Raw genomic sequence first — 19,103 nt, 5'->3', positions numbered from 1 at the left:
AGACGGGTGTGGTGCGGGGGCGGGTGGACATCGGGGTGGCCACGGCGGGCGGGCCCGCCGCCGGCCGCCCGTCCTCGCGTTACTCGGCGCGGGGGGACGCGAAGGGCGGGTACCAGGCGCGCTCGTGCTGCGCGTCGGTCGTGACGGCCGGCGTCGCGTTCGCGGCCAGCGTGAACTGCGGTACTTCCACGGTCTGAGTCGGCATGCTGTTGGCTCCGTTCTCCTTGATCGCTTGGCGTACTCGAATGTACGGAGCGCCGGTGTGGAGCCGGTGTGGCGGCGATCTCGCCGCAGGAGGAGCACGGAGCGGAGGGTCGGACGCGGAGGGCCGGACGAGCGGAGGGTGCGGAGGGTCGGACGGGCGGGGCTCAGGCGGCCACGGTCAGGCGGCCACGGCTCAGGCGAGCTGGACGACGGCGCGCGCCTTGGACAGCACCCTGGCGTCGCCCGAGCGGGCCGTCAGGCCGACGACCACGCGCCGGTCCTCCAGCTTCTCCTCCACCACGCCACTGACCGTGATCGTGGCGCCCTCGTCGTCGTCGGGCACCACCACCATCGAGGAGAACCGCACCCCGTAGTCGACCACCGCCGCCGGATCCCCGGCCCAGTCGGTGACGAAGCGGCCGGCCTGCGCCATGGTGTACATGCCGTGCGCGATGACGTCGGGCAGCCCGACCACCTTGGCGAAGCGCTCGTTCCAGTGGATGGGGTTGTAGTCGCCCGACGCGCCCGCGTACATGACCAGGTTGACCCGCCGCACCGGGTAGTCGACGGCCGGGAGCTCCCGGCCCACCTCGACCTCGTCGTACTTCACCGTCGCGGTCATCAGGCCGCACCTCCCCGCTCGACGATCGTGTTGTACGTGGTGCAGACCGCCTCACCGGACACGGTGGTGACCTCGCTGCGGATGGTCATCAGCTCGTTGCGGCCGGCGCTGCGGATGTCGGTGATCGTGGAGCTGGTGACCAGCTCGTCGCCCGCGTAGATCGGACGGATGTACTCGAACCTCTGCTCGCCGTGGACGACCATCGCGATGTTCAGGCCGAGCTCGGGGTCCACCAGCGCCTCGCTGCCGCCCTGGAGACTGAACACGATGGGGAACGTCGGCGGTGCGACGACGTCGGGGTGGCCGGCCGCCCGCGCGGCCTCCTTGTCCCGGTAGATGGGGTTGCCGTCGCCGATGGCGGCCGCGAACTCCCTGATCTTCACCCGGCTGACCTCGTACGGGGCGCTGGACGCGTACGTGCGCCCGACGAAGTCACGGTTCAAGGCCATCTGTGCTCCCTCGCATCGGCTCCCCCGCATGGGCTGCGCCGTCGAGCCAGACGCTAACAGAACAAGGTTCGGCTGTCGTCGCCGCTTTCCCGGGATTTTGCCGAGGGATCAGGCCACCGGGCGGAGCGACACCGGTGGGCGAACACGACAAACCGGCGCCTCGATCCGGGGCGCCGGTTGTGTGGTGCGTGTGGCCAGGCAGTGCTGCCGGGCGAGCCGCGCTCGGAAGAGCTAGCGGGTCTCGCGGTGCGCGCGGTGGCAGCGGCAGTTGGGGCAGTACTTCTTCAGCTCAAGCCGATCCGGGTCGTTGCGCCGGTTCTTCCGCGTGATGTAGTTGCGGTGCTTGCACTCCTGGCAGGCCAGCGTGATCTTCGGCCTAACGTCGGTGGCAGCCACGTGGGAGTGCCTTTCTACGTTCGGGACTAGGACATGCCCAAGCCCAGGTCGGCGACCTGGGGAGGGGCAGTAGCGGAGGCCGGACTTGAACCGGCGACACAACGATTATGAGCCGTTTGCTCTGCCTGACTGAGCTACTCCGCCTTTGAGCCGGATGAAACGACCCGGCCCGTCGAGGATACCCGACCCGTGAAGCACATATGTACTTCGCCTGATCGGGTGAGTGCTCCCAGTATGCCTCAGGAACACCACTCTGACGAAATCAACGTCAGGGGCCCGTTCCCGCATTCCGGGGACCGGCCGATCGCTCCGGCGGGGCTGGAGGGGCGGCGGGCTCACTGGCCGCGCGGAGTGCGCGTCAGCGTAGCAGCGGGGCCCCGGCCGCGCGACCTCTTCCCGCCTTCCCGGCCCTTCCAAGGACCGGTGGCCGGTGGTGGGTGGCCGGTGGTGGGTGCGCGGGTGGCTGGTGGTCGGTGCGCGGGGCCGGAAAAGGCGGCACAACGAGAAACGCCCGACTCCGCGTTCCTGCGGGTCGGGCGTACTGTCTGCTCGTGCTGCGAGCCCCCAAACGGAATCGAACCGTTGACCTTCTCCTTACCATGGAGACGCTCTGCCGACTGAGCTATAGGGGCCTGTCCGGCGCTGCGGACAGGTGTAACCATACACGGCCCTCAGCGATGATGCGAACTCGTCGAGGCCGCGCAGGTCGCGCTAGCCGACGGCCTCGAAGCCCCGCCGTGGCCGCAGGCTGACGACCTCGCAGAGATCGGCCAGGTCGACGAACGCGGCCACCTCGGCGACGGAGAAGCAGTCGGCGACGACCTGCCCCTGACGGCACACCCGCAGCACCTGCCGCCCCTCGCGCAGCCCCGGAACGATCTCATAGCCGTCGGGCCCGACCCATCGCCTGTCCATAGCGGCACAGATTAGCCCTCCGGTCTCTCATTTTTCGGCAGGCGACTGTCGTTACACCCCTACCAAGCAGGTCCGGACGGCGTCAGAGCCGGTAGAAGCCGGCGAAGTCCTTGAGCCGGGAGATGGAGTCCACGCGGACGAACGCCCCCGTCTCGGGCGCGTTGATCATCTTTCCGTCGCCCAGATAGATCCCGACATGGTGGGTGTCGAGGCCCTTCCGCGTGGCCCTGCCGAAGAAGACGAGGTCCCCGGGCGCGGCCGAGCCGACCCGGCGCATCCGGCGCACCTGGTCGTTGGTGGTGCCCGGCCCCAGCACGTCCTCGCCGTGCGCCTGCGCGTACACCCATCGGGCGAACCCCGAGCAGTCCAGCCCGCGAGTCCGCTCGGCCGGGCACGGCAGGATGCTCCCCCGGTAACCGGCGCACGTGCCCTTCGACGGACCCGGCTCGGCGCCGTGGCCGCCGCCCCACGAGTAGGCGATGCGCTGTCCCTCGATCCGGAGCGCGATCCGCACGATCTCGGGCTGCACGTACGGCATGAGCGGCACGGACGCGGTCGCGGTCAGCAGGAGGAGCGCCGTCACGAGCGCGAGCCGCCGCCTCACCGACACCCAGGGCTCCCTCCGGCCAAAAAGGTCTGCTCTGGACAGATACTGCCTTATCAGCTCACGAGGCGCTCAGCGTGAGCCGTACGGACCCGACCTCGAACCGCAGTCCGACAGTGCCCTTGGCCGACCGGGGCCTGGTGGTGAAGGTCAGCGTGGCCTTCTGCCCCCGCCGCAGCTCGGCGATCTCGCAGCGCACCGCCGTGCCGCTGAACGAGCAGCCGGGCGCCGCCACCACGCGCTGTCCGCCGTACGCGCGGCCGGAGACCTTGATGCGCGTCACCGGGTGCGGCCCCGTGTTGGACACCGTGACCGTGTAGTGCCTCCTGTCCCTGGCCGCTCCCGCGACCGTGATCTCGGCCGGCGGGTTGGCCAGGTCGTCCAGCTCGTCCTGGGTGCCGTTGAAGGAGTTCTGCCCGCCCGGCAGCGTCCCCTTCTCGGCCGACTGCCAGAACGTGTGCCGCTTCCACCCCTTGGGCAGCTCGCCCGGGTCGGCCCCCCAGCGCGCCAGCCACAGCGGGTTGGCCTTGAACGCGGCGGAGTCGCCCGTGCAGGTCCGCCACCAGCTCACGGTCGTGTAGATGATCGCCCGGCGGCCGGTCTCCCGCAGGTACCTCCCCGTGAACCCCTTGATCCAGGTCACCATGTCGGCGGGCGACAGGCCGTAGCAGGTGTCCTTGCCGTTGCGGTCCTTGTACGGGTTGTCCTCCAGGTCCAGCACGCCGGGCAGCGTCCACCCATCCGACCTCCAGGCGCCGCCGTTGAGCAGGAAGAAGGCCGCCTGCGTCGCGCCGTCGGACTCGTGCGGCTGGGCGAAGTGGTACGCGCCGCGGGCCAGGCCGGCCGCCGCGGCGCCGTCGTACTGCGCGTCGAAGCGCGGGTTGCGGTAGTCGACGCCCTCGGTCGCCTGGACGAAGGCGAACTTCCCGCCGCCGGACACGACGGTGCTCCAGTCGACCTCGCCGGTCCAGTTGCTCACGTCCACCCCGGCGATCGCGCCGTCCGCCGCGGCGGCGGCGCCGCCGGACGCGCTCAGGGCGCCGGCCATCACGGCCGCGAGCGCGGCCCCCAACAGACGATTCACGCCGGTGATCATCGTGGAGCCCGTACGGGCCCGCAAGGCGATTCAGTTCACCGTTATCAAAGCGCTTTCTCCGAAAAATGTCCTTATTTCTAGAAATCGCAGCTCAATGACCGAAAAGACCTCATATCAAGCGCGTGTTCACGACATCATCTCCGCAGGTCAGCGCCGTATATGAACATGCGTTTCACGTTTGCCGGAAAGGGACATGCGGCCGCAAGATGTCCTGGATTCCCAGACCGACCCCGCCCGGGGTCTCCCCGCCATGCTCAGAGGAGCCACAGCATGATCCATACCCGGGGATTGACCCGAGACTTCACGGTGAAGAAGGAGACCGTCCGCGCCGTACGCGGCATCGACCTCGACGTGGAGGCCGGCCGGCTGGTCGCCGTCCTCGGCCCGAACGGCGCCGGCAAGTCCACGACGCTGCGCATGCTCACCACCCTGCTGCCCCCGACCTCCGGCACCGCCGTCGTCGCCGGCCACGACGTCGTCCGCGACCCCGGCCGGGTGCGTGCCCACATCGGGTACGTCGGCCAGAAGAGCAGCGCCGGCGAGAACTTCCAGGTCCGCGACGAGCTGGTCAGCCAGGGCCGCTTCTACGGCATGACCACCGCGACGGCGGCCGGGCGCGCCGACGAGCTGCTGGACCTGCTCGGCCTGCGAGCCCTGGCCCGCCGCCGGCCGGGCACGCTGTCCGGCGGCCAGCGCCGCCGCCTCGACATCGCCCTGGGGCTCGTCCACCGGCCCTCCCTGCTCTTCCTGGACGAGCCCTCCACCGGTCTCGACCCCAAGAGCCGCGCCGACATCTGGGAGCACATCCTGCGGGTGCGCGAGGCGTACGGCATGACCCTGTTCCTGACGACGCACTACCTGGAGGAGGCCGACACCATGGCCGAGCGGGTGGTGATCGTGGACGGCGGCCGGATCATCGCCGACGGCACGGCCGAGCGGCTGAAGAACGACCTCGCCGGCGACCACATCACGATCACGACCCGGACCGAGGGCGAGGCGGCGACGGCCGCGGTCGTCGCCCGCACGATGGCCGCACCCGGGACCTCGGGCGACGCTGTCACCGTGGACGGCACGACCGTGCGCCTGCGCGTCCCCGGAGCTCCCGCCGCCCTGCCCGTCTACCTGCGCGCGCTGGAGGAGGCGGGCGTCAAGGCCGTCACCGCCGAGACCGGCCGCCCCACCCTCGACGACGTGTTCCTCACTCTCACCGGGAGAAGCCTCACCGATGAAGACCTTCCTGCGTGACACCGCCATCGTCTTCGGCCGCGAGGTCACCCCGGCGCTCCGGCAGCCGGCCGGGCTCCTGCTGGAGATGGGCCAGCCGCTGCTGTTCCTGTTCCTGTACGGGGCACTGCTGGACGGGGCGGTCGGGTCGTCCTGGCAGTGGTTCGTGCCGGGCATCCTCGTGATGATGTGCCTGACCGGGCCGATGGCCTCCGGCTACACGATGCTGGTGGAGCTGATCGGCGGCTCGCTGGAGCGCCTCCTGGTCACCCCGCTCAACCGCACGGCCATGCTCGTCGGCAGGACGATGAAGGTCACCGTGGTCCTGCTCTGCCAGGCCCTGCTCATCGTCGTCCTGGCGCTCCCGCTCGGGTTCCGGCTCCACCCCACGGGGGCGCCGGCCGGGATCGCGATGCTGCTGCTGGTCGCCACGGGGCTGGGCTCGCTGTCGTACACGCTGGCCATCAGGTCGGCGCCCGACGGCACCCTGTTCTACCTGGTCACCCAGGCGTTGTTGTTCCCGCTGATGCTGCTGTCCGGGGTGTTCCTGCCCATGAGCGGAGGGCCGTCCTGGCTGCGGGCGGTGGGCGAGGTCAACCCCGTCACGCAGGTCGTGGACGCGCAGCGCGCCCTCTTCTCCGGCGACCTCACCCACCCCTCGGTCCTGTACGGCACGGCGGCCGCTGCGCTGGTGGCCGTCCTCGGCCTCGTCGCCGGCAACCGGGCCCTGCGCAAGGGCGTCTGAGACCCCGGGCGGCAGGCGTCACGAGCCGGCCGCCAGGTGTCACGGGCCGATGGCCGTTCGTCAGGGGCTGACCGCCAGGAAGAGGAACGCGGCGAACAGCCCGAGGTGCACCCCGCTCTGCAGCAGCGTGGCGCGCCCCGGGACGACGGTGAGCGTGGAGACGGCCACGGTCAGCGCCAGCAGCACCATGTGCGTGCCGCCCAGGCCGAGGAGCAGGGGCCCCTTCAGCCAGATGGACATGACCGCGATGGCCGGGATCGTCAGGCCGATGCTGGCCATCGCGGAGCCCAGCGCCAGGTTCAGGCTGATCTGGATCTGACCGCGCCGGGCCGCCCTGACCGCGGCGATCGTCTCGGGCAGCAGCACGAGCAGCGCGATCACCACGCCGACGACGGCCTGGGGCAGCCCGGCGTTCGCCACAGCCAGCTCGATGACCGGCGACTCCACCTTGGCCAGGCCGACGACGGACACGAGGGCCACCAGCAGCAGCCCGAGGCTGGCCAGCGCCGTGCGCCCGGACGGCCGCGGCGCGTGCTCCACCTCCGCGACCTCCGCCTTCCCCTCCCTGGTCTCCGTGGTGACCGGGAGGAAGTAGTCGCGGTGCCGTACGGTCTGCGTGAGCACGAACAGCCCGTACATCGCCAGCGACACCACCGCCGCGAACGCGAGCTGGGCCGACGAGAACGCGGGCCCGCGCGCGCTGGTCGTGAACGACGGCAGGACCAGGCTGAGCGTGCTCAGCGTGGCGACCGTGGCCAGCGCCCCGCCGGTCCCTTCGGCGTTGAACACCGCGACGCGCCGCCGCAACGTGCCGGCCAGCAGGGACAGCCCCACGATGCCGTTACACGTGATCATCACGGCGGCGAACACGGTGTCGCGGGCGAGCGACGCCGTCTTCTCCCCTCCGGAGAGCATGAGGCTGACGATCAGCGCCACCTCGATCACCGTGACAGCCACCGCCAGGACCAGCGAGCCGAACGGCTCGCCGACCCGGTGCGCGATCACCTCGGCGTGGTGAACGGCGGCCAGCACGGCTCCGGCCAGGACGATGGCCAGCAGGACTGCCAAGGCCATGGGCAGGCTGCGTCCCCATCCGAGCGCCAGCGAGACCACCGCCAACGCCGGAACTGCTACGGTCCACCACTTCGCGATGTGACGACGCATATAGGCTGTAACGCCCTTTCTTTCGCAATAACAACGACAATCACTTCCATCATGCCCGTTTCATGCGAAATGTCGCGCAGCGTGACGCAAGGGAAGATCGGCGCCCCAGGGTGCCCGCCGGTGGAGAATGAGCCAATGACCCGTGTCCTCGCCACCATCACCGTGCCGTGGATCCCCGCGCCCCACCGCCTGGAGGTCGCGCTGATCCGGAGCCTGCCGCCGGTGGAGCAGATCACCTCCGCCTTCGCGTTCGTCCTCGACGGCGCGGGCCGCACGCTGCTGACCCGCGTCGGCCGCGAGGGGCGCGGCTGGGACATCCCGGGCGGCCACCTCGACCCGGGCGAGCGGGCCGCCGAGGCCGCCTCCCGCGAACTGGCCGAGGAGACGGGCCTGGCGCTGCCGCCGGAGCGGCTGTCGGTGTTCGCCTGGCAGCGCATAGAGCTGACCGGCCCGCCTCCGGCCGGCTACCGCTACGCGCCCCTGACGTACATGGTGATGTTCGAGGCCCGGCTCGCCGAGCCTGGGCCGCCCACCGCGCCGCCTCCCGGGTCGGAGAGCACGGGGGCGGAGTGGCTGGCGCCCGAGGAGGTCGAACGGCGCTGCGCCGGCCAGGTGTGGCTCACCGCCCACCGCGCCCTCCTCGGTCGACCGGCCACCCCCCGAACCGGCCGCACGGAAAAGGGTGCCGGCCGGTGAACCGGCCAGCACCCTTCGCGTCGTTCTCAGCCGCTATCCGCAGTGCTCGAAACCGCTCTCGTAGGTGGACGAGCCCGCCTTGCCTCCCCACTTGACGCACTTGTCGGCCGCCGCCGCGATGACCGGCCCCGCGTAGTACGAGAAGTTGCCGCTGTCGGTGACCCGGGTCTTGCCCTGCACCTCCAGGAAGGCGCTGGTGGCCGTGGCCTGGCCGAGCGAGGACGTCTTGAGCGTGGCCACGCAGTTGTTGCCGCTGGTGGAGTTGTAGAGCAGGTAGACGTTGCCCGCCGTCCCGAGGGGCGCGGAGTCGATCACCTTGTAGCCGGTTCCGCAGACCGACTCGGGCGTGTGCGGGTTCGTGGCCCCGCCGCCGTTGGTGACGTACCGCATGTACGTCGTCCAGTTCCAGTTCGGACCCGGGTCGGTGTGGTCGGCGGTGGGGACCTCGCTGTGCCCGATGATGTGGGCGCGGTCCTTCGGGATGCCGTAGCGGTCGGCGATGCTGCGCGTCAGCGCGGCCGAGGAGCGGTACATCGCATCGGTGAACCAGGACGCGTTGTCCACGTAGCCCTCGTGCTCGATGCCGACCGACCGGCGGTTGTAGTCGCCGGCGTGGAAGGCCCGGTCCTTCTCCCTGACCATCTGCGTGATGGCGCCGTCGGAGGAGCGGACGACGTAGTGCGCGGAGGTCGGGTTCGGCCGGGGCCCGGTCTGGAACCATGAGATCGTCCCGGCGTACGAGCCCTGCGTCACGTGGATGACGATCCGGTCGATCGCGTCGCTGTTGGGACGGTCGGACACGGCGTAGTTGGAGCTGTGGGCGGCCGCCCAGGTGGCCCCCGGGTAGTCCACGGCCGCCGCGGCGAGCGTGGAGCCCTGCTCGCCCAGCTTCTGGACCTTGGCGTACGTGCCCCGGTCGGGCTCCACACCGCGCGCCGCCACCTTCACGGTCTCGCCGGCGGGCGTGGTGGCGCTGACGCCGTCGCCCATGATCTCGTACACGGTGTCCGCGTACAGCCGGGCGACCTCGGGCGAGGCGGAGTTGCCGTACTTGGCCACCGCGGAGTACCACTTCGCGGGGTCCTTGCGCGCGGCGGAGCCCAGCCCCAGCTCGTCGGCGTAGGCGCGCAGCACGGCGGCGCCGCCCGTGATGTTGGCCGCGGTGTCGGACTTGAGGGCGGACACGGACTGCTCGGTCAGCGTGGCGGCCCGCTCCAGCGAGTGCACCTTGGGGTTGCTGACCAGGTGCATCACGCCGTAGCCGCCCGAGGAGCTGGGCTTGCCGTCGTGCCCGTCGAGGTGGGTCTCGGCGTACGCGACGGACACCAGCAGATCGCGCGGCACCTCGTACGCGGAGGAGGCCCGCGCGAAGGCGTCGGCGACGGGATCGGCGCTCGCGGCGCCGGCCGGTTGCCCCGTGAGAAGCGAGAGGGGGATGATCGCGCCCGCTAACAGCGCGGCTGGACGGCGGAGTCGAGCCTTCAACGTGTGTCTCCTCAACGTTACGTCGGGGACCCGCACGGACGCCGAGGACGTACCTCGGCGGGCGCCGTGTTCACCGAGCCCCCGAAACGCTCCTGCTAGCGGACAAGCGTGATGGGAGCGCGCACAGAAAACGTCCAGAAACCGCGGACGGGGATGCCTCAGGCGCGCCGGCGACGCCCCCGCGGACTCTCGGAAGAGAATGTCAGCCCTCTCCCATACCGTTGACCTCGGCCTTGTCCTGCCGTGTGCCCACCCGGCACGCCGGAGGGGGGCCCGACCAACGATCATCCGACCGCCATCACGCAGGGAAGGCACGATCTTGAGCACAGTCACCTCGCAGGACGGCACGGTCATCGACTACGACCGCCACGGTGACGGGCCCGCCATCGTCTTCGTCGGCGGGGCCACCCAGTACCGCGGCATCGACCCGAGCACCGGGCAGGTCGCGCGGCGGCTCGGCGCCGAGGGCTTCACGGCGATCGACTACGACAGGCGCGGACGCGGCCGATCCGGCGACACCGCGCCGTGGGCACTGGAGCGAGAGGTCGAGGACGTCGCCGCGCTGATCGAGGCAGCCGGGGGCAGCGCGACCCTCTACAGCAGCTCGTCGGGCGCGACCGTGGCCCTGGCCGCCGCGACCGCCGGCGTCGGGGTCACCGCGCTGGCGCTCTACGAGCCGCCGCTGTTCGCCGGCGCCGACCATGCCGAGCATCTGGACACGCTGCGCTCCTTGCTGGCCGCCGGCAAGAACGACGAGGCGATGCGCTACAACCTGACCGCGGTGATCGGCGTCCCGTCCGAGGCCGTCGACGGGATGGCCCAGTCACCCGGATGGGCGGACATGGTCGCCGTCGCCCCGACGCTCGCCTACGACCTCGCAGCCGTCCACGACATCAACGTCGACCCGGACTGGACCGGCCGCTGGTCCTCGATCACCGTGCCCACGATCGTGTACTCGGGCGACCGGACCTTCCCCGGCATGCCGGAGGCCGCCGACGCGGTGGCGGCAGCCCTCCCCCACGCCGGCCGACGCATCCTCCCGGGCCAGGGCCACGGCCCCACCCCGGAGGCCATCGTCCCGGTCCTCCTGGACTTCCTCCGCTGAGCGGCCCACCCCGGCGGCGGACGGGCCTCTCCACGTGCCGGTCTACGCTGGCCGGTCAGAGACACCGTCGTCATTTGGAGGTTCCGTGCCCTTCCAGAGGCCGCTGCCGAAGCGAGCGATCGGCCGCTTCAACTCCTGTGTCATGACGTTGCGCACGTCTCCTCGATGGGGCCGGCTGGTCAGCGGGCATCTCACGGTCGTCACCTACACCGGACGCCGCTCGGGACGTACCTTCAGCACACCGGTCGCCTTCCGGCGCGCGGCCGACACCGTGACGATCGGCGTTCAGCTCCCCGACGCCAAGGTGTGGTGGCGCAACTTCCTGGACGAGGGTGGTCCGATATCGCTGGAGTTGGAGGGGATCGACCGCACCGGGCATGCGGTGGCCCGACGTGACGAGGCGGGCCGCGTGACCGTCACCGTCCGCCTGGACCCCTGACGAACAGGGACTCCTGACGAACAGGGAAGGCCGCGTCCTCGCGGGCGATGCGGGGACGCGGCCTTCCGGATCGGGTCAGGCGGTGGTGGTCGCGGGCTCCGGCGTGGCGGCCTGCTCGGGCAGGTCGAGGCTGTCGCGCAGCTTGGCCGGCTTGAGGAAGGCCGCGGCGATCAGGCCGACCACGGTGATCCCGGCCGAGATCAGGAAGATGTGGCCGGTGGCGTCGCCGTAGGCGGACCGGACGATCACCTTGATCGGCTCGGGCAGCGCGGCGATGTTGAGGCTGCCGCCCGCCGCGCCGCCGCCGGTGGGGATGCCCGCCTTGGCCAGGCCTTCGGCGATGTTGGAGGCGACCCGGTTGGCCAGGACGGCGCCGAGCACCGAGACGCCCACGGTGCCGCCGAGCGAGCGGAAGAACGTGATCGCACCGCTGGCGGCGCCGATCTCGCGCAGCGGGACGGTGTTCTGGATGACCAGGACGAGGTTCTGCATGGACATGCCGACGCCGATGCCGACGGCGAGCATGTACGCGGAGACCAGCACCAGCGCGGTCTCGTGGTCGATCGTGGCCAGGCCGGTGAAGCCCAGGAACAGGATGACCAGGCCGACGAGGATGAACGGCTTGGTCTGGCCGGTGCGCGAGACCATCCTGCCGCTGATGGTGGAGGAGAACAGCACGCCCGCCATCATCGGGATGGTGAGCAGGCCGGCGGCGGTGGGGCCGTAGCCGCGGCCGATCTGGAAGTACTGGCCGAGGAAGACCGCACCGCCGAACATGGCCATGCCGACGGCGAGGCTGGCCAGGATGGCCAGGGCGGGCGTCCGCCTGCTGATGACGTGCAGCGGGACGACCGGCTCCTTGACCTTGGACTCGATCCAGGTGGCCAGCGCGAGCACCAGCACGCCGCCGCCGGCCATGGCCGCGGTCTGCCAGGACAGCCAGTCGAAGTCGTTGCCGACGAAGGTGACCCAGATGAGGAGAACACTGACGCCGACGGCGATGAGGGTGGCGCCCCAGTAGTCGATGCTCACGTTCGCGCGGCGCTGGGTCGGGAGGTTCAGGGTCTTGGCCAGCAGCGCCAGAGCGGCGACGGCGAACGGGACGGCGATGAAGAAGCACCAGCGCCAGCCGAGCCAGGACGTGTCGGCGATGAGGCCGCCGAGAAGCGGGCCGCCGACGGTGGCCACGGCCATGACGGCGCCGAGGTAGCCGTTGTAGCGGCCGCGCTCCTTCGGGCTGATCATGGCGGCGATGACGACCTGGACGAGGATCTGCAGGGCGCCCATGCCCAGGCCCTGGATCGCGCGGAAGGCGATGAGCTGCCCGGTGTTCTGGGCGAAGCCGCAGGCCAGCGAGCTGACCATGAAGATCGTGATGGAGATCTGGAGCAGCAGCTTCTTGTTGAACAGGTCGGCGAGCTTGCCCCAGATGGGCGTCGAGGCGGTCGAGGCCAGCAGCGATGCGGTGACGACCCACGTGTACTGGGACTGGCTGCCCTCCAGCGCTCCGATGATCTGCGGGAGCGCCACCGAGACGATGGTGCCGCTGATCATCGCGACGAACAGGACGAGCAACAGGCCGCTGAGGGCTTCGAGGACTTGACGGTGGGTCATCGGCTCCGCCGCGGTTGGCGCTGCCGGCTGTGCGCTCACGCGCAGCCTCCGATCTGAGGACTGAGAGGTAACGGGGACACCATACATGCACATGCGGCAACTTTGCGCACTGAGCAATTATTCCTGTTGGGTAAGCTGTCCGCATCATGGACAGCACAGCAGGGTTGCGCGAGCGCAAGAAGGCCGAGACCCGGCAGGCGGTGCACGAGGCCGCGCTGCGGCTCACCGTCGAGCACGGCCTGGACCACGTCACGGTCGAAGCCATCGCCGACGCCGCGAACATCTCCCGGCGGACGTTCTCGAACTACTTCGACGGCAAGGAAGACGCCCTGCTGTACGGCGACGAGCAGCGCCTGGGCACCCTGGTGCAGCGCGTGCACGAACAGCCCGCGGACCGCTCCGCCTGGCAGGCGCTGCGCGGCGCGCTGGAGAGCCTGTACGACGAGGTCGGCAACACCGACCGTGAGCTGCACCAGCGCACCCGGCTGGCCATGCGCCACCCTTCCCTCCTGGCCAGGCAACTGGCGAACAGGGTCCGGCTGGAGCGCGAGCTGAGTCAGGCGGTGGCCGGCCGGGAGCAGCAGAGCGACGTCAGCCCGGAGATGCTGACCGCCGCGTTCCTGGTCGCTCTGCGCGTCGCCACGCAATGGTGGTGCGCCGAGCAGGAGACGCGTACGCTGCGCGAGCTCACGGAGGAAGCACTCACGCAGATCGCCGAGCCGTTCGGCCGACGTCCCGCCTGACCCCCAGTGCTGCTCTCAGCCCTCGGGCGCGGGAGTCTTGCGGTACGTGCGCCAGAGACCGCCATCAGGCAGCCGCACGCGGCCAGGGCCCGCCGCCGCCCCCAGGCGTCGGCGAACAGTCCCAGCGTCAGGCTGGCGACCACCGAGCCCGCGGAGGCCACGGCCAGCAGCAGTCCGCTCTGCCACGGAGCGTCGCCGTCCTGGGTGAGCAACTCGGCCAGGAGCACGCTGGTGCAGCCGTACCCGAAGGTCCGCAACGCCCGCGCCGCCATGATCAGCCGTCCGTCACGGCCTGTTTCGGACGGGATGCGGCCCTTGGCCCGCGTGGTCGGCATGCGGCATCATCACGCCGCCGGCCCGCCCGGCACACGGCGAACACGCGAAGATCTTCCTGATCGGCGGGGTGCGCCTACCAGGGAAGCGCCGGTGGTCAGGTGAGCAGGTCGGTGACGGTGACCGCACGCAGATCGCGGCGGTGCAGGCCGTCCAGGATGCGGGGGATCGCGGCCAGTGTCCCCGGGTGGCCCAGGTGCAGGCTGACCAGGCTGCCGGGCCGTACCTCGCGCAGGACGTCGGCGGTGATCGCCCGCGCGCCCGGGTTCAGGTAGTCGCGGGAGTCCACGTCGTAGGACAGGCACGTCAGGTATCCGGCTCGGCGGGCCAGCTCCTGGACCAGGGGCGTGGCTCGGCGGGCCGCGGACGGGCGGAACCACGAGCCGACGGTCCCGGTCAGCGCGTGCAGCCTGGCGGCGCAGTCCTCGATCTCCCTGCGGGCCTGGTCCGCGGGCAGCGCGGAGATGTCCAGGTGGTGCATGGTGTGGTTGCCCAGGTCGTGGCCCGCGCCGGTGATGCGGTCGGCGATCGGCCGGTCCAGCCAGGTGCCGACGGCGAGGACGGTGGCACGGGCGTGTTCCCGTTCGATCGCCGCGAGCACCTTCTCGGTCAGCGCGGGCGTCCCCGCCCCGTGGAAGGTGAGCGCGACCAGCGGGCGGTCACGCGGACCGTGCAGCACCTCGCCGGGCAGGCGGGGCCCGGACGGGCCAGACCTCGCGGACGACGGCTGTGGCGCCCCGGCGGCCGGTTTCCCGGAGGGTTGAGCCGTCGGAGGACGAGGCGTCGAGCAGGCGGAGAGGGCCGCCGCTCCACCGGCGGCCAGGAAGCCGCGGCGGCCGATCACCGGAACACTCCGGTGTGGCCGAGGGAGTAGCGTCCGGGCTGGGGATAGACGCACAGGCCGTGCGGTCCCCGGCCCACCTTGATCGTGTGGAGCAGCTTGCCCGTCTCGGTGGAGAAGACGTACACGACCCCGTGGTACCTGCCGGACAGCCACAGCTGCTTGCCGTCCGCCGACACCCCGCCCATGTCGGGTGAGCCGCCTCCCGGGATCCGCCACCGGTCGACCACCTTGCGCCTGGCGAACGAGATGACGGAGACCGTTCCCTCTCCCCTGTTGGAGACGTAGAGGGACCGCGAGTCCCTGCTGACGTACAGGCCATGGGCGCCGTTGCCGGTGTGCAGGAAGCCTGTCCGCCGGAAGGTGCGGGCGTCGATGATCCACACGCCGTCGGCCATCATGTCGGCGACGTAGAAGAGCCGTCCGTCGGGCGAGAGCTTGACGTCCTGCGGCATGTTGCCCGCGTGCACGTCGATCGTCTTCAGCACCCGCGGGCGGTTCCAGTCGATCGCCACCACCTGGCCGGAGAACTCGCAACTGGCCAGGAACACCGATCCGTCGGCGGTGAAGTCGCCGTGGTTGATCCCCCTGCACGGCACGGGGAGTGAGCGGATCAGGCGCATCGTGTGCGGGTCGCGGAAGTCGAGCCGGTTGAGCCGTTCGGCCATGATCAGCGCGTACGAGCCGTCCGGGGTGAAGTACAGGTTGTACGGGTCCTCCACCGGCACCGGCTTACCGGGGCGGCCCGTCACCGGGTCGATGGGGGTGAGCCGGTTGCCCTTGTTCTCGTTGACCCACAGCGTCCTGAGGTCCCAGGAGGGCACGACGTGCTGCGGCAGGCTGCCCACCCGGTAGCGGTGCACGACCCGGAACGTCCGCGGGTCGATGACGTCCACGGTGTCGGACTCGCTGTTGGGGACGTACACGCGCGGTGTCAGGTCCTCGACCTTGGGGCTGAGCATCCCGGGCCGGTCGTGGACGTAGACGTCCGCCGGCGTCTTGTGCGCAGATGTCCGCGCGTGCTGCTGGGGCGCCGGCCGCTGGGGCGCGGGCTGGTGGGGCGCGGGCTCGGGGGGCGCCGTCATCGGCTGGGCCGGCGCGCTGCACGAGATCACGGCGATGGACAACGCGCCCAGCATGCTCAACATCCGCGGCAGTCGCATGCGGCTCAGCCTAGAAACGTGTTCGGCAACGTCCGCCGAGGTGAGGGTCAAGGTCGCGTACGGTCGGCGCCCGGGAATGGCATCGTCCGCCCGCCGGGTCGAACCCTCAGCCGCCCACGTCCCGGGCGGGGCACGGACGGCTGATGGTCAGGCCTGGTCGGTCACCTGGATGGCGGCGCCGGGGCAGACGGCGGCGGCCTCGCGGACCTGGGTGTGCTGGTCAGCGCCGGGCTCGGACGCCAGCAGGATGACGATGCCGTCGTCGTCGCGCTGGTCGAACACCTCCGGCGCGATCAGCACGCACTGGCCGGCGCCGCAGCATCTGGCCTCGTCCACAGTGACTTTCATCCGGGATTCCTCCTGCTCGATCCAGGTCACCAGCGGACCGGGACGGTACGCAGGCCGCCGACGGCCAGCCCCTCCACCCGCTCCAGCTCCTCGGCGGGCACGGCCAGCTCCAGCGACGGGAGCTTGCGCAGCAGCACCTCCAGGACGACCTGCAGCTCGGTGCGGGCCAGCGCCTGGCCCAGGCAGGAGTGCGCGCCGGAGCCGAACGACAGGTGCGGGTTGGGACTGCGGGTCAGGTCCATCCGGTCGGCGGCCTCGAAGGCGCTCTCGTCGCGGTTGGCCGCGGCCATGCTGCAGATCACGGTGGTGCCCTTGGGCAGGACCGTGCCGCTGACCTCGGTCTCCTCCTTGAGGTACCGCGGCAGGCCGAAGCCGGAGTTGGCGTCCATGCGCAGGCTCTCCTCCACCGTGGTGCGGATCAGCGACGGGTCGGCCAGCAGCGCCTCCCACCGGCTGCGGTCGGCCAGCAGCATGGAGATCATCTTGCCGATCATGTTGGCGGTGGTCTCGTGCCCGGCGACCAGCAGGGCCATGCCGGTGACCAGGATCTGGATGTCCGACAGGCCGCCGTCCTCGGGGCCGCCGGCCGCGATCAGCTCGCTCAGCAGGTCTTCGCCCGGCTCGGCGCGCTTGGCGGCCAGAAGGTCGGACATGTACTGGAAGAACTCGGCCTGGGCGGCCTCGATCTCGGCCTTGTCGTACCGGGTGAGGTTGAGCAGCGTGTCCGACCAGTACGAGAACCGGTCCCGATCACTGGCGGGAACGCCGAGCATGTCGCAGATGACGTACACCGGCAGCGGGAAGCCCAGGGACGCCTTGAGGTCGCCGGGGGCGCCGCTCTCGACCATGTCGTCGATGAGGTTCTCGGCGATCCGGGTCATCACGGGGCGCAGGGCGTTCATGCGCTTGGCGGTGAACCACTTGCCGACCAGGCGCCGCCAGTGCTGGTGCTCCTCCCCGCTGTCGGGGATGATCGTCGCCATCTCGCTGTTGAACAGCCCGCCGTCGTCGGTGGCCGACAGCCGGGCGGCGTCGGGCGCGTTCAGCAGGCGGCTGAAGCGCGGATCGGCGAGCACCTGCTTGACGTCCTCGTAGCGGGTCAGCAGCGTCGCCTGGTCACCGCTGGGCAGCTTCACGTGAGCCACCGGACACGTGCCGCGCAGCTCGGCCCATTCCGCGGGCGGCTCCAGTGCCGCGTCGGCGGGAATCGGGTAGCTCAGGACCTGCTCATTGACACTCATTCGGCGTCTCCTCGTGAACGATCGTGAAGGGGAAGGGTCTCGCCACTGGCAGGCACATTCGCCTACAACTGCAAGATAACTTACATCTGTCGGCGTTCGGTATGCTGGCAGGCATGGCCGGCACCAGAGCGAGCAATACCCCGTCGGGTGACCGGCGCGTGCGCCGCACCCGCTCAGCCCTGGCGCGCGCGCTGATCGAGCTGGTCGAGGAGCAGGACCTCGCCCGGATCAGCGTCTCCGACGTCGCGGAAGGCGCCGGGGTGAGCCGCTCCGCCTTCTACGCCCACTACCGGGACGTGCACGAGCTGGCCGAGGACGCCTGCACCGCGATGATCGACGGCTTGATCGAGTCCTTGCCCGCCCCCGCCTTCGACTCGGCCGACCTGGCGCAGGAGGCGACCCGGTCGCTGGCGGCGTTCTTCGCCAGCCTCTCCGCGCACGCCGGGCTGTATCGCGCGTTGCTGGGGCCGCAGGGCAGCGCGCGCGTCGTCGAGCACACGCGCCGTCGGATCGCCGACGTCATCCGTGAACACCTGGTCCACACCGGCGCCGGCGAGCCCCTGCGGCGCATCCCGCATGACGTCACGGCCTCGTTCACCGCCGGCGCCCTCATCGGCGTGGCGATCGACTGGCTCCAGGCCGGGTGCTCCCGGACCCCGACCGAGATCGCCGAGATGACCTGGCCCCTGCTGCAGGGGTACTACCGCATCGACACGCGCGACGAGGACAGCGCGCGATGAGGCGCGTCAGGTAGTCGAGTCGCGGTTCACACCGGTCCAGGGCCGGCGCCATCCCCTTTCACCCTGAAGGAGACCATTCATGTCCATTGCCGATGTGTCCGGCAAATCCCTGGCCGAGCTCGTCTCCCTGCGCGGGCGGCGTGCGGTCGTGACCGGAGGCGGTCGCGGGCTCGGCAAGGCCATCGCCTCGCGCCTGGCCGAGGCGGGAGCCGACGTCCTGATCGGCGACATCGACGAAGCGCTCGCCGTGACCGCCGCCAAGCAGATCGCGGAACACCACGCCGTGCGCGCGGTCGGCGCCGCCATGGACGTCACCGACGCGGCGTCCGTGGCGTCGGCGGCCGACCGCGCGCTCGCCGAGCTCGGCGGCCTGGACGTCTGGGTGAACAACGCCGGCGTCTTCCCGGCCGTCCCCGTGCTGGAGATGACCGAGGAGACGTGGGACAACGTGTTCGCCGTGAACGCGCGCGGCGTCTTCCTGGGCGCTCGTGAGGCGGCACGGCGCATGTCGGCCGGGGGCACGGGCGGTGTCATCGTGAACATCATCTCGACCGCCGGCTTCCGCGGCAGCGCCCCCGGCCTGGCCGCCTACGTCGGATCCAAGCACGCCGCCCGCGGTCTCACCCGGGAGCTGGCCCTCGAACTCGCTCCGCTCGGCATCCGCGTGCTGGGCGTCGCACCGAGTTATGTCCCCACGGAAGGCAACATGCTGGCGGCCGCGGCCGCGCTCGGCGACGACGCCCCGCCGACCGACGTCCCCCCGACCGACCTCATGCTGAACGGTCCCGTCGGCCGGGTCGGCGTTCCTGACGACATCGCGCGCGTCGTGCTGTTCTGCGCGTCGGACCTGTCGGCCTTCATGACCGGCAGCACGCTGCTCGCCGACGGCGGCGACACCGCCTGAACGGCCGCCGGCGGGCCCGCGTGGGCCCGCCG

23 protein-coding genes, 2 tRNA genes and 1 pseudogene are annotated in these 19,103 nt (G+C 70.9%); 10 read left to right on the top strand and 16 right to left on the bottom strand.

Annotation, left to right across the window (positions count from 1 at the left end):
- The coding region (locus ABZS51_RS38810; protein ID WP_355452194.1) for a hypothetical protein at window positions 1–197 on the top strand (197 nt) is incomplete at its 5' end.
- A 200-nt stretch (window positions 198–397) separates the two neighbouring features.
- On the opposite strand, the gene ABZS51_RS38805 is transcribed toward ABZS51_RS38810, so the two are convergent.
- From ABZS51_RS38805 to ABZS51_RS38770, 8 genes are all read right to left on the bottom strand, one after another.
- Window positions 398–826, bottom strand: a complete 429-nt coding sequence (locus ABZS51_RS38805; RefSeq protein ID WP_355452191.1) for a MaoC family dehydratase — start codon at window positions 824–826, stop codon at window positions 398–400.
- Window positions 826–1,275 (bottom strand): MaoC family dehydratase N-terminal domain-containing protein, encoded by a 450-nt coding sequence (locus tag ABZS51_RS38800; RefSeq protein WP_355452188.1) that lies wholly within the window; start codon window positions 1,273–1,275, stop codon window positions 826–828. The genes ABZS51_RS38805 and ABZS51_RS38800 overlap by 1 nt, the downstream gene beginning before the upstream one ends.
- 231 nt (window positions 1,276–1,506) lie before the next feature.
- Entirely contained in the window at window positions 1,507–1,671 is a 165-nt protein-coding gene (rpmG, locus tag ABZS51_RS38795; RefSeq protein WP_019632658.1) for a 50S ribosomal protein L33, read from the bottom strand.
- A 70-nt stretch (window positions 1,672–1,741) separates the two neighbouring features.
- A tRNA-Met gene (locus ABZS51_RS38790) sits at window positions 1,742–1,815 on the bottom strand.
- Window positions 1,816–2,230: 415 nt separating this feature from the next.
- A tRNA-Thr gene (locus tag ABZS51_RS38785) sits at window positions 2,231–2,303 on the bottom strand.
- 79 nt (window positions 2,304–2,382) lie between these two features.
- Window positions 2,383–2,586: a transposase gene (locus ABZS51_RS38780; RefSeq protein WP_310707060.1), complete on the bottom strand. Its 204-nt coding sequence runs from the start codon at window positions 2,584–2,586 to the stop codon at window positions 2,383–2,385.
- A gap of 82 nt (window positions 2,587–2,668) precedes the next feature.
- A complete protein-coding gene (locus ABZS51_RS38775; protein WP_310707061.1) occupies window positions 2,669–3,196 on the bottom strand; it encodes an NlpC/P60 family protein in 528 nt (175 codons plus the stop codon).
- Window positions 3,197–3,251: 55 nt separating this feature from the next.
- Window positions 3,252–4,274, bottom strand: coding sequence for a GH25 family lysozyme (locus tag ABZS51_RS38770; RefSeq protein ID WP_355452184.1), 1,023 nt, complete (start codon window positions 4,272–4,274; stop codon window positions 3,252–3,254).
- A 4-nt stretch (window positions 4,275–4,278) separates the two neighbouring features.
- Between ABZS51_RS38770 and ABZS51_RS38765 the strand changes: the two genes are divergently transcribed.
- From ABZS51_RS38765 to ABZS51_RS38755, 3 genes are all read left to right on the top strand, one after another.
- Entirely contained in the window at window positions 4,279–4,449 is a 171-nt protein-coding gene (locus ABZS51_RS38765; RefSeq protein ID WP_355452181.1) for a hypothetical protein, read from the top strand.
- A 107-nt stretch (window positions 4,450–4,556) separates the two neighbouring features.
- On the top strand, window positions 4,557–5,531 hold the full coding sequence (locus ABZS51_RS38760; RefSeq protein ID WP_355452178.1) for an ATP-binding cassette domain-containing protein: 975 nt from the start codon (window positions 4,557–4,559) through the stop codon (window positions 5,529–5,531).
- Window positions 5,512–6,255, top strand: coding sequence for an ABC transporter permease (locus tag ABZS51_RS38755; RefSeq protein ID WP_355452175.1), 744 nt, complete (start codon window positions 5,512–5,514; stop codon window positions 6,253–6,255). The genes ABZS51_RS38760 and ABZS51_RS38755 overlap by 20 nt, the downstream gene beginning before the upstream one ends.
- Window positions 6,256–6,315: 60 nt before the next feature.
- On the opposite strand, the gene ABZS51_RS38750 is transcribed toward ABZS51_RS38755, so the two are convergent.
- A complete protein-coding gene (locus ABZS51_RS38750; protein WP_355452171.1) occupies window positions 6,316–7,329 on the bottom strand; it encodes a hypothetical protein in 1,014 nt (337 codons plus the stop codon).
- A gap of 225 nt (window positions 7,330–7,554) precedes the next feature.
- On the opposite strand from ABZS51_RS38750, the gene ABZS51_RS38745 reads away from it, so the two are divergent.
- Window positions 7,555–8,115 (top strand): NUDIX hydrolase, encoded by a 561-nt coding sequence (locus ABZS51_RS38745; protein WP_355452168.1) that lies wholly within the window; start codon window positions 7,555–7,557, stop codon window positions 8,113–8,115.
- 33 nt (window positions 8,116–8,148) lie between these two features.
- On the opposite strand, the gene ABZS51_RS38740 is transcribed toward ABZS51_RS38745, so the two are convergent.
- Window positions 8,149–9,600 carry an N-acetylmuramoyl-L-alanine amidase gene (locus ABZS51_RS38740; RefSeq protein WP_355452165.1) on the bottom strand — a complete coding sequence of 484 codons (1,452 nt, stop codon included), beginning with the start codon at window positions 9,598–9,600 and terminating at the stop codon, window positions 8,149–8,151.
- Between the two features lie 319 nt (window positions 9,601–9,919).
- Here ABZS51_RS38740 and ABZS51_RS38735 point away from each other — a divergent pair, with 319 nt between their 5' ends.
- Together ABZS51_RS38735 and ABZS51_RS38730 are read left to right on the top strand one after the other, a co-directional pair.
- Window positions 9,920–10,705, top strand: a complete 786-nt coding sequence (locus ABZS51_RS38735) for an alpha/beta hydrolase (protein ID WP_355452162.1) — start codon at window positions 9,920–9,922, stop codon at window positions 10,703–10,705.
- A gap of 142 nt (window positions 10,706–10,847) precedes the next feature.
- Window positions 10,848–11,144, top strand: a complete 297-nt coding sequence (locus tag ABZS51_RS38730) for a hypothetical protein (protein WP_355452159.1) — start codon at window positions 10,848–10,850, stop codon at window positions 11,142–11,144.
- 75 nt (window positions 11,145–11,219) lie between these two features.
- Here the strand turns inward: ABZS51_RS38730 and ABZS51_RS38725 are convergent, their stop codons facing one another.
- Window positions 11,220–12,758: an MDR family MFS transporter gene (locus tag ABZS51_RS38725; protein WP_355452156.1), complete on the bottom strand. Its 1,539-nt coding sequence runs from the start codon at window positions 12,756–12,758 to the stop codon at window positions 11,220–11,222.
- Window positions 12,759–12,904: 146 nt separating this feature from the next.
- On the opposite strand from ABZS51_RS38725, the gene ABZS51_RS38720 reads away from it, so the two are divergent.
- Entirely contained in the window at window positions 12,905–13,501 is a 597-nt protein-coding gene (locus tag ABZS51_RS38720) for a TetR/AcrR family transcriptional regulator (RefSeq protein ID WP_355452153.1), read from the top strand.
- A gap of 59 nt (window positions 13,502–13,560) precedes the next feature.
- On the opposite strand, the pseudogene ABZS51_RS38715 reads toward ABZS51_RS38720, so the two are convergent.
- The 5 genes and pseudogenes from ABZS51_RS38715 to ABZS51_RS38695 all read right to left on the bottom strand — a co-directional run.
- Window positions 13,561–13,773: pseudogene (locus ABZS51_RS38715) on the bottom strand (hypothetical protein); the annotation flags it as partial.
- 158 nt (window positions 13,774–13,931) lie between these two features.
- The gene (locus ABZS51_RS38710) at window positions 13,932–14,513 is read right to left on the bottom strand and encodes a polysaccharide deacetylase family protein (protein WP_355452150.1); all 582 of its coding nucleotides are present in this window, start codon (window positions 14,511–14,513) and stop codon (window positions 13,932–13,934) included.
- Between the two features lie 161 nt (window positions 14,514–14,674).
- The gene (locus tag ABZS51_RS38705; protein WP_355452147.1) at window positions 14,675–15,838 is read right to left on the bottom strand and encodes a YncE family protein; all 1,164 of its coding nucleotides are present in this window, start codon (window positions 15,836–15,838) and stop codon (window positions 14,675–14,677) included.
- A 147-nt stretch (window positions 15,839–15,985) separates the two neighbouring features.
- Complete coding sequence (locus ABZS51_RS38700) at window positions 15,986–16,186, bottom strand: ferredoxin (RefSeq protein ID WP_355452145.1); 201 nt, start codon at window positions 16,184–16,186, stop codon at window positions 15,986–15,988.
- Between the two features lie 26 nt (window positions 16,187–16,212).
- Window positions 16,213–17,427, bottom strand: coding sequence for a cytochrome P450 (locus ABZS51_RS38695; protein WP_355452142.1), 1,215 nt, complete (start codon window positions 17,425–17,427; stop codon window positions 16,213–16,215).
- A gap of 113 nt (window positions 17,428–17,540) precedes the next feature.
- On the opposite strand from ABZS51_RS38695, the gene ABZS51_RS38690 reads away from it, so the two are divergent.
- The gene (locus ABZS51_RS38690) at window positions 17,541–18,167 is read left to right on the top strand and encodes a TetR/AcrR family transcriptional regulator C-terminal domain-containing protein (protein WP_355452139.1); all 627 of its coding nucleotides are present in this window, start codon (window positions 17,541–17,543) and stop codon (window positions 18,165–18,167) included.
- 79 nt (window positions 18,168–18,246) lie between these two features.
- Window positions 18,247–19,071, top strand: coding sequence for an SDR family oxidoreductase (locus ABZS51_RS38685; RefSeq protein ID WP_355452136.1), 825 nt, complete (start codon window positions 18,247–18,249; stop codon window positions 19,069–19,071).
- Window positions 19,072–19,103: the final 32 nt, after the last annotated feature.

This window comes from Nonomuraea sp. NPDC005501 (assembly GCF_040605905.1).
In the GTDB taxonomy this organism is placed as follows: Bacteria; Actinomycetota; Actinomycetes; order Streptosporangiales; family Streptosporangiaceae; genus Nonomuraea.
Note: the sequence above shows the minus strand (reverse complement) of the source record. Positions and strands in the feature narration are given on the sequence as shown.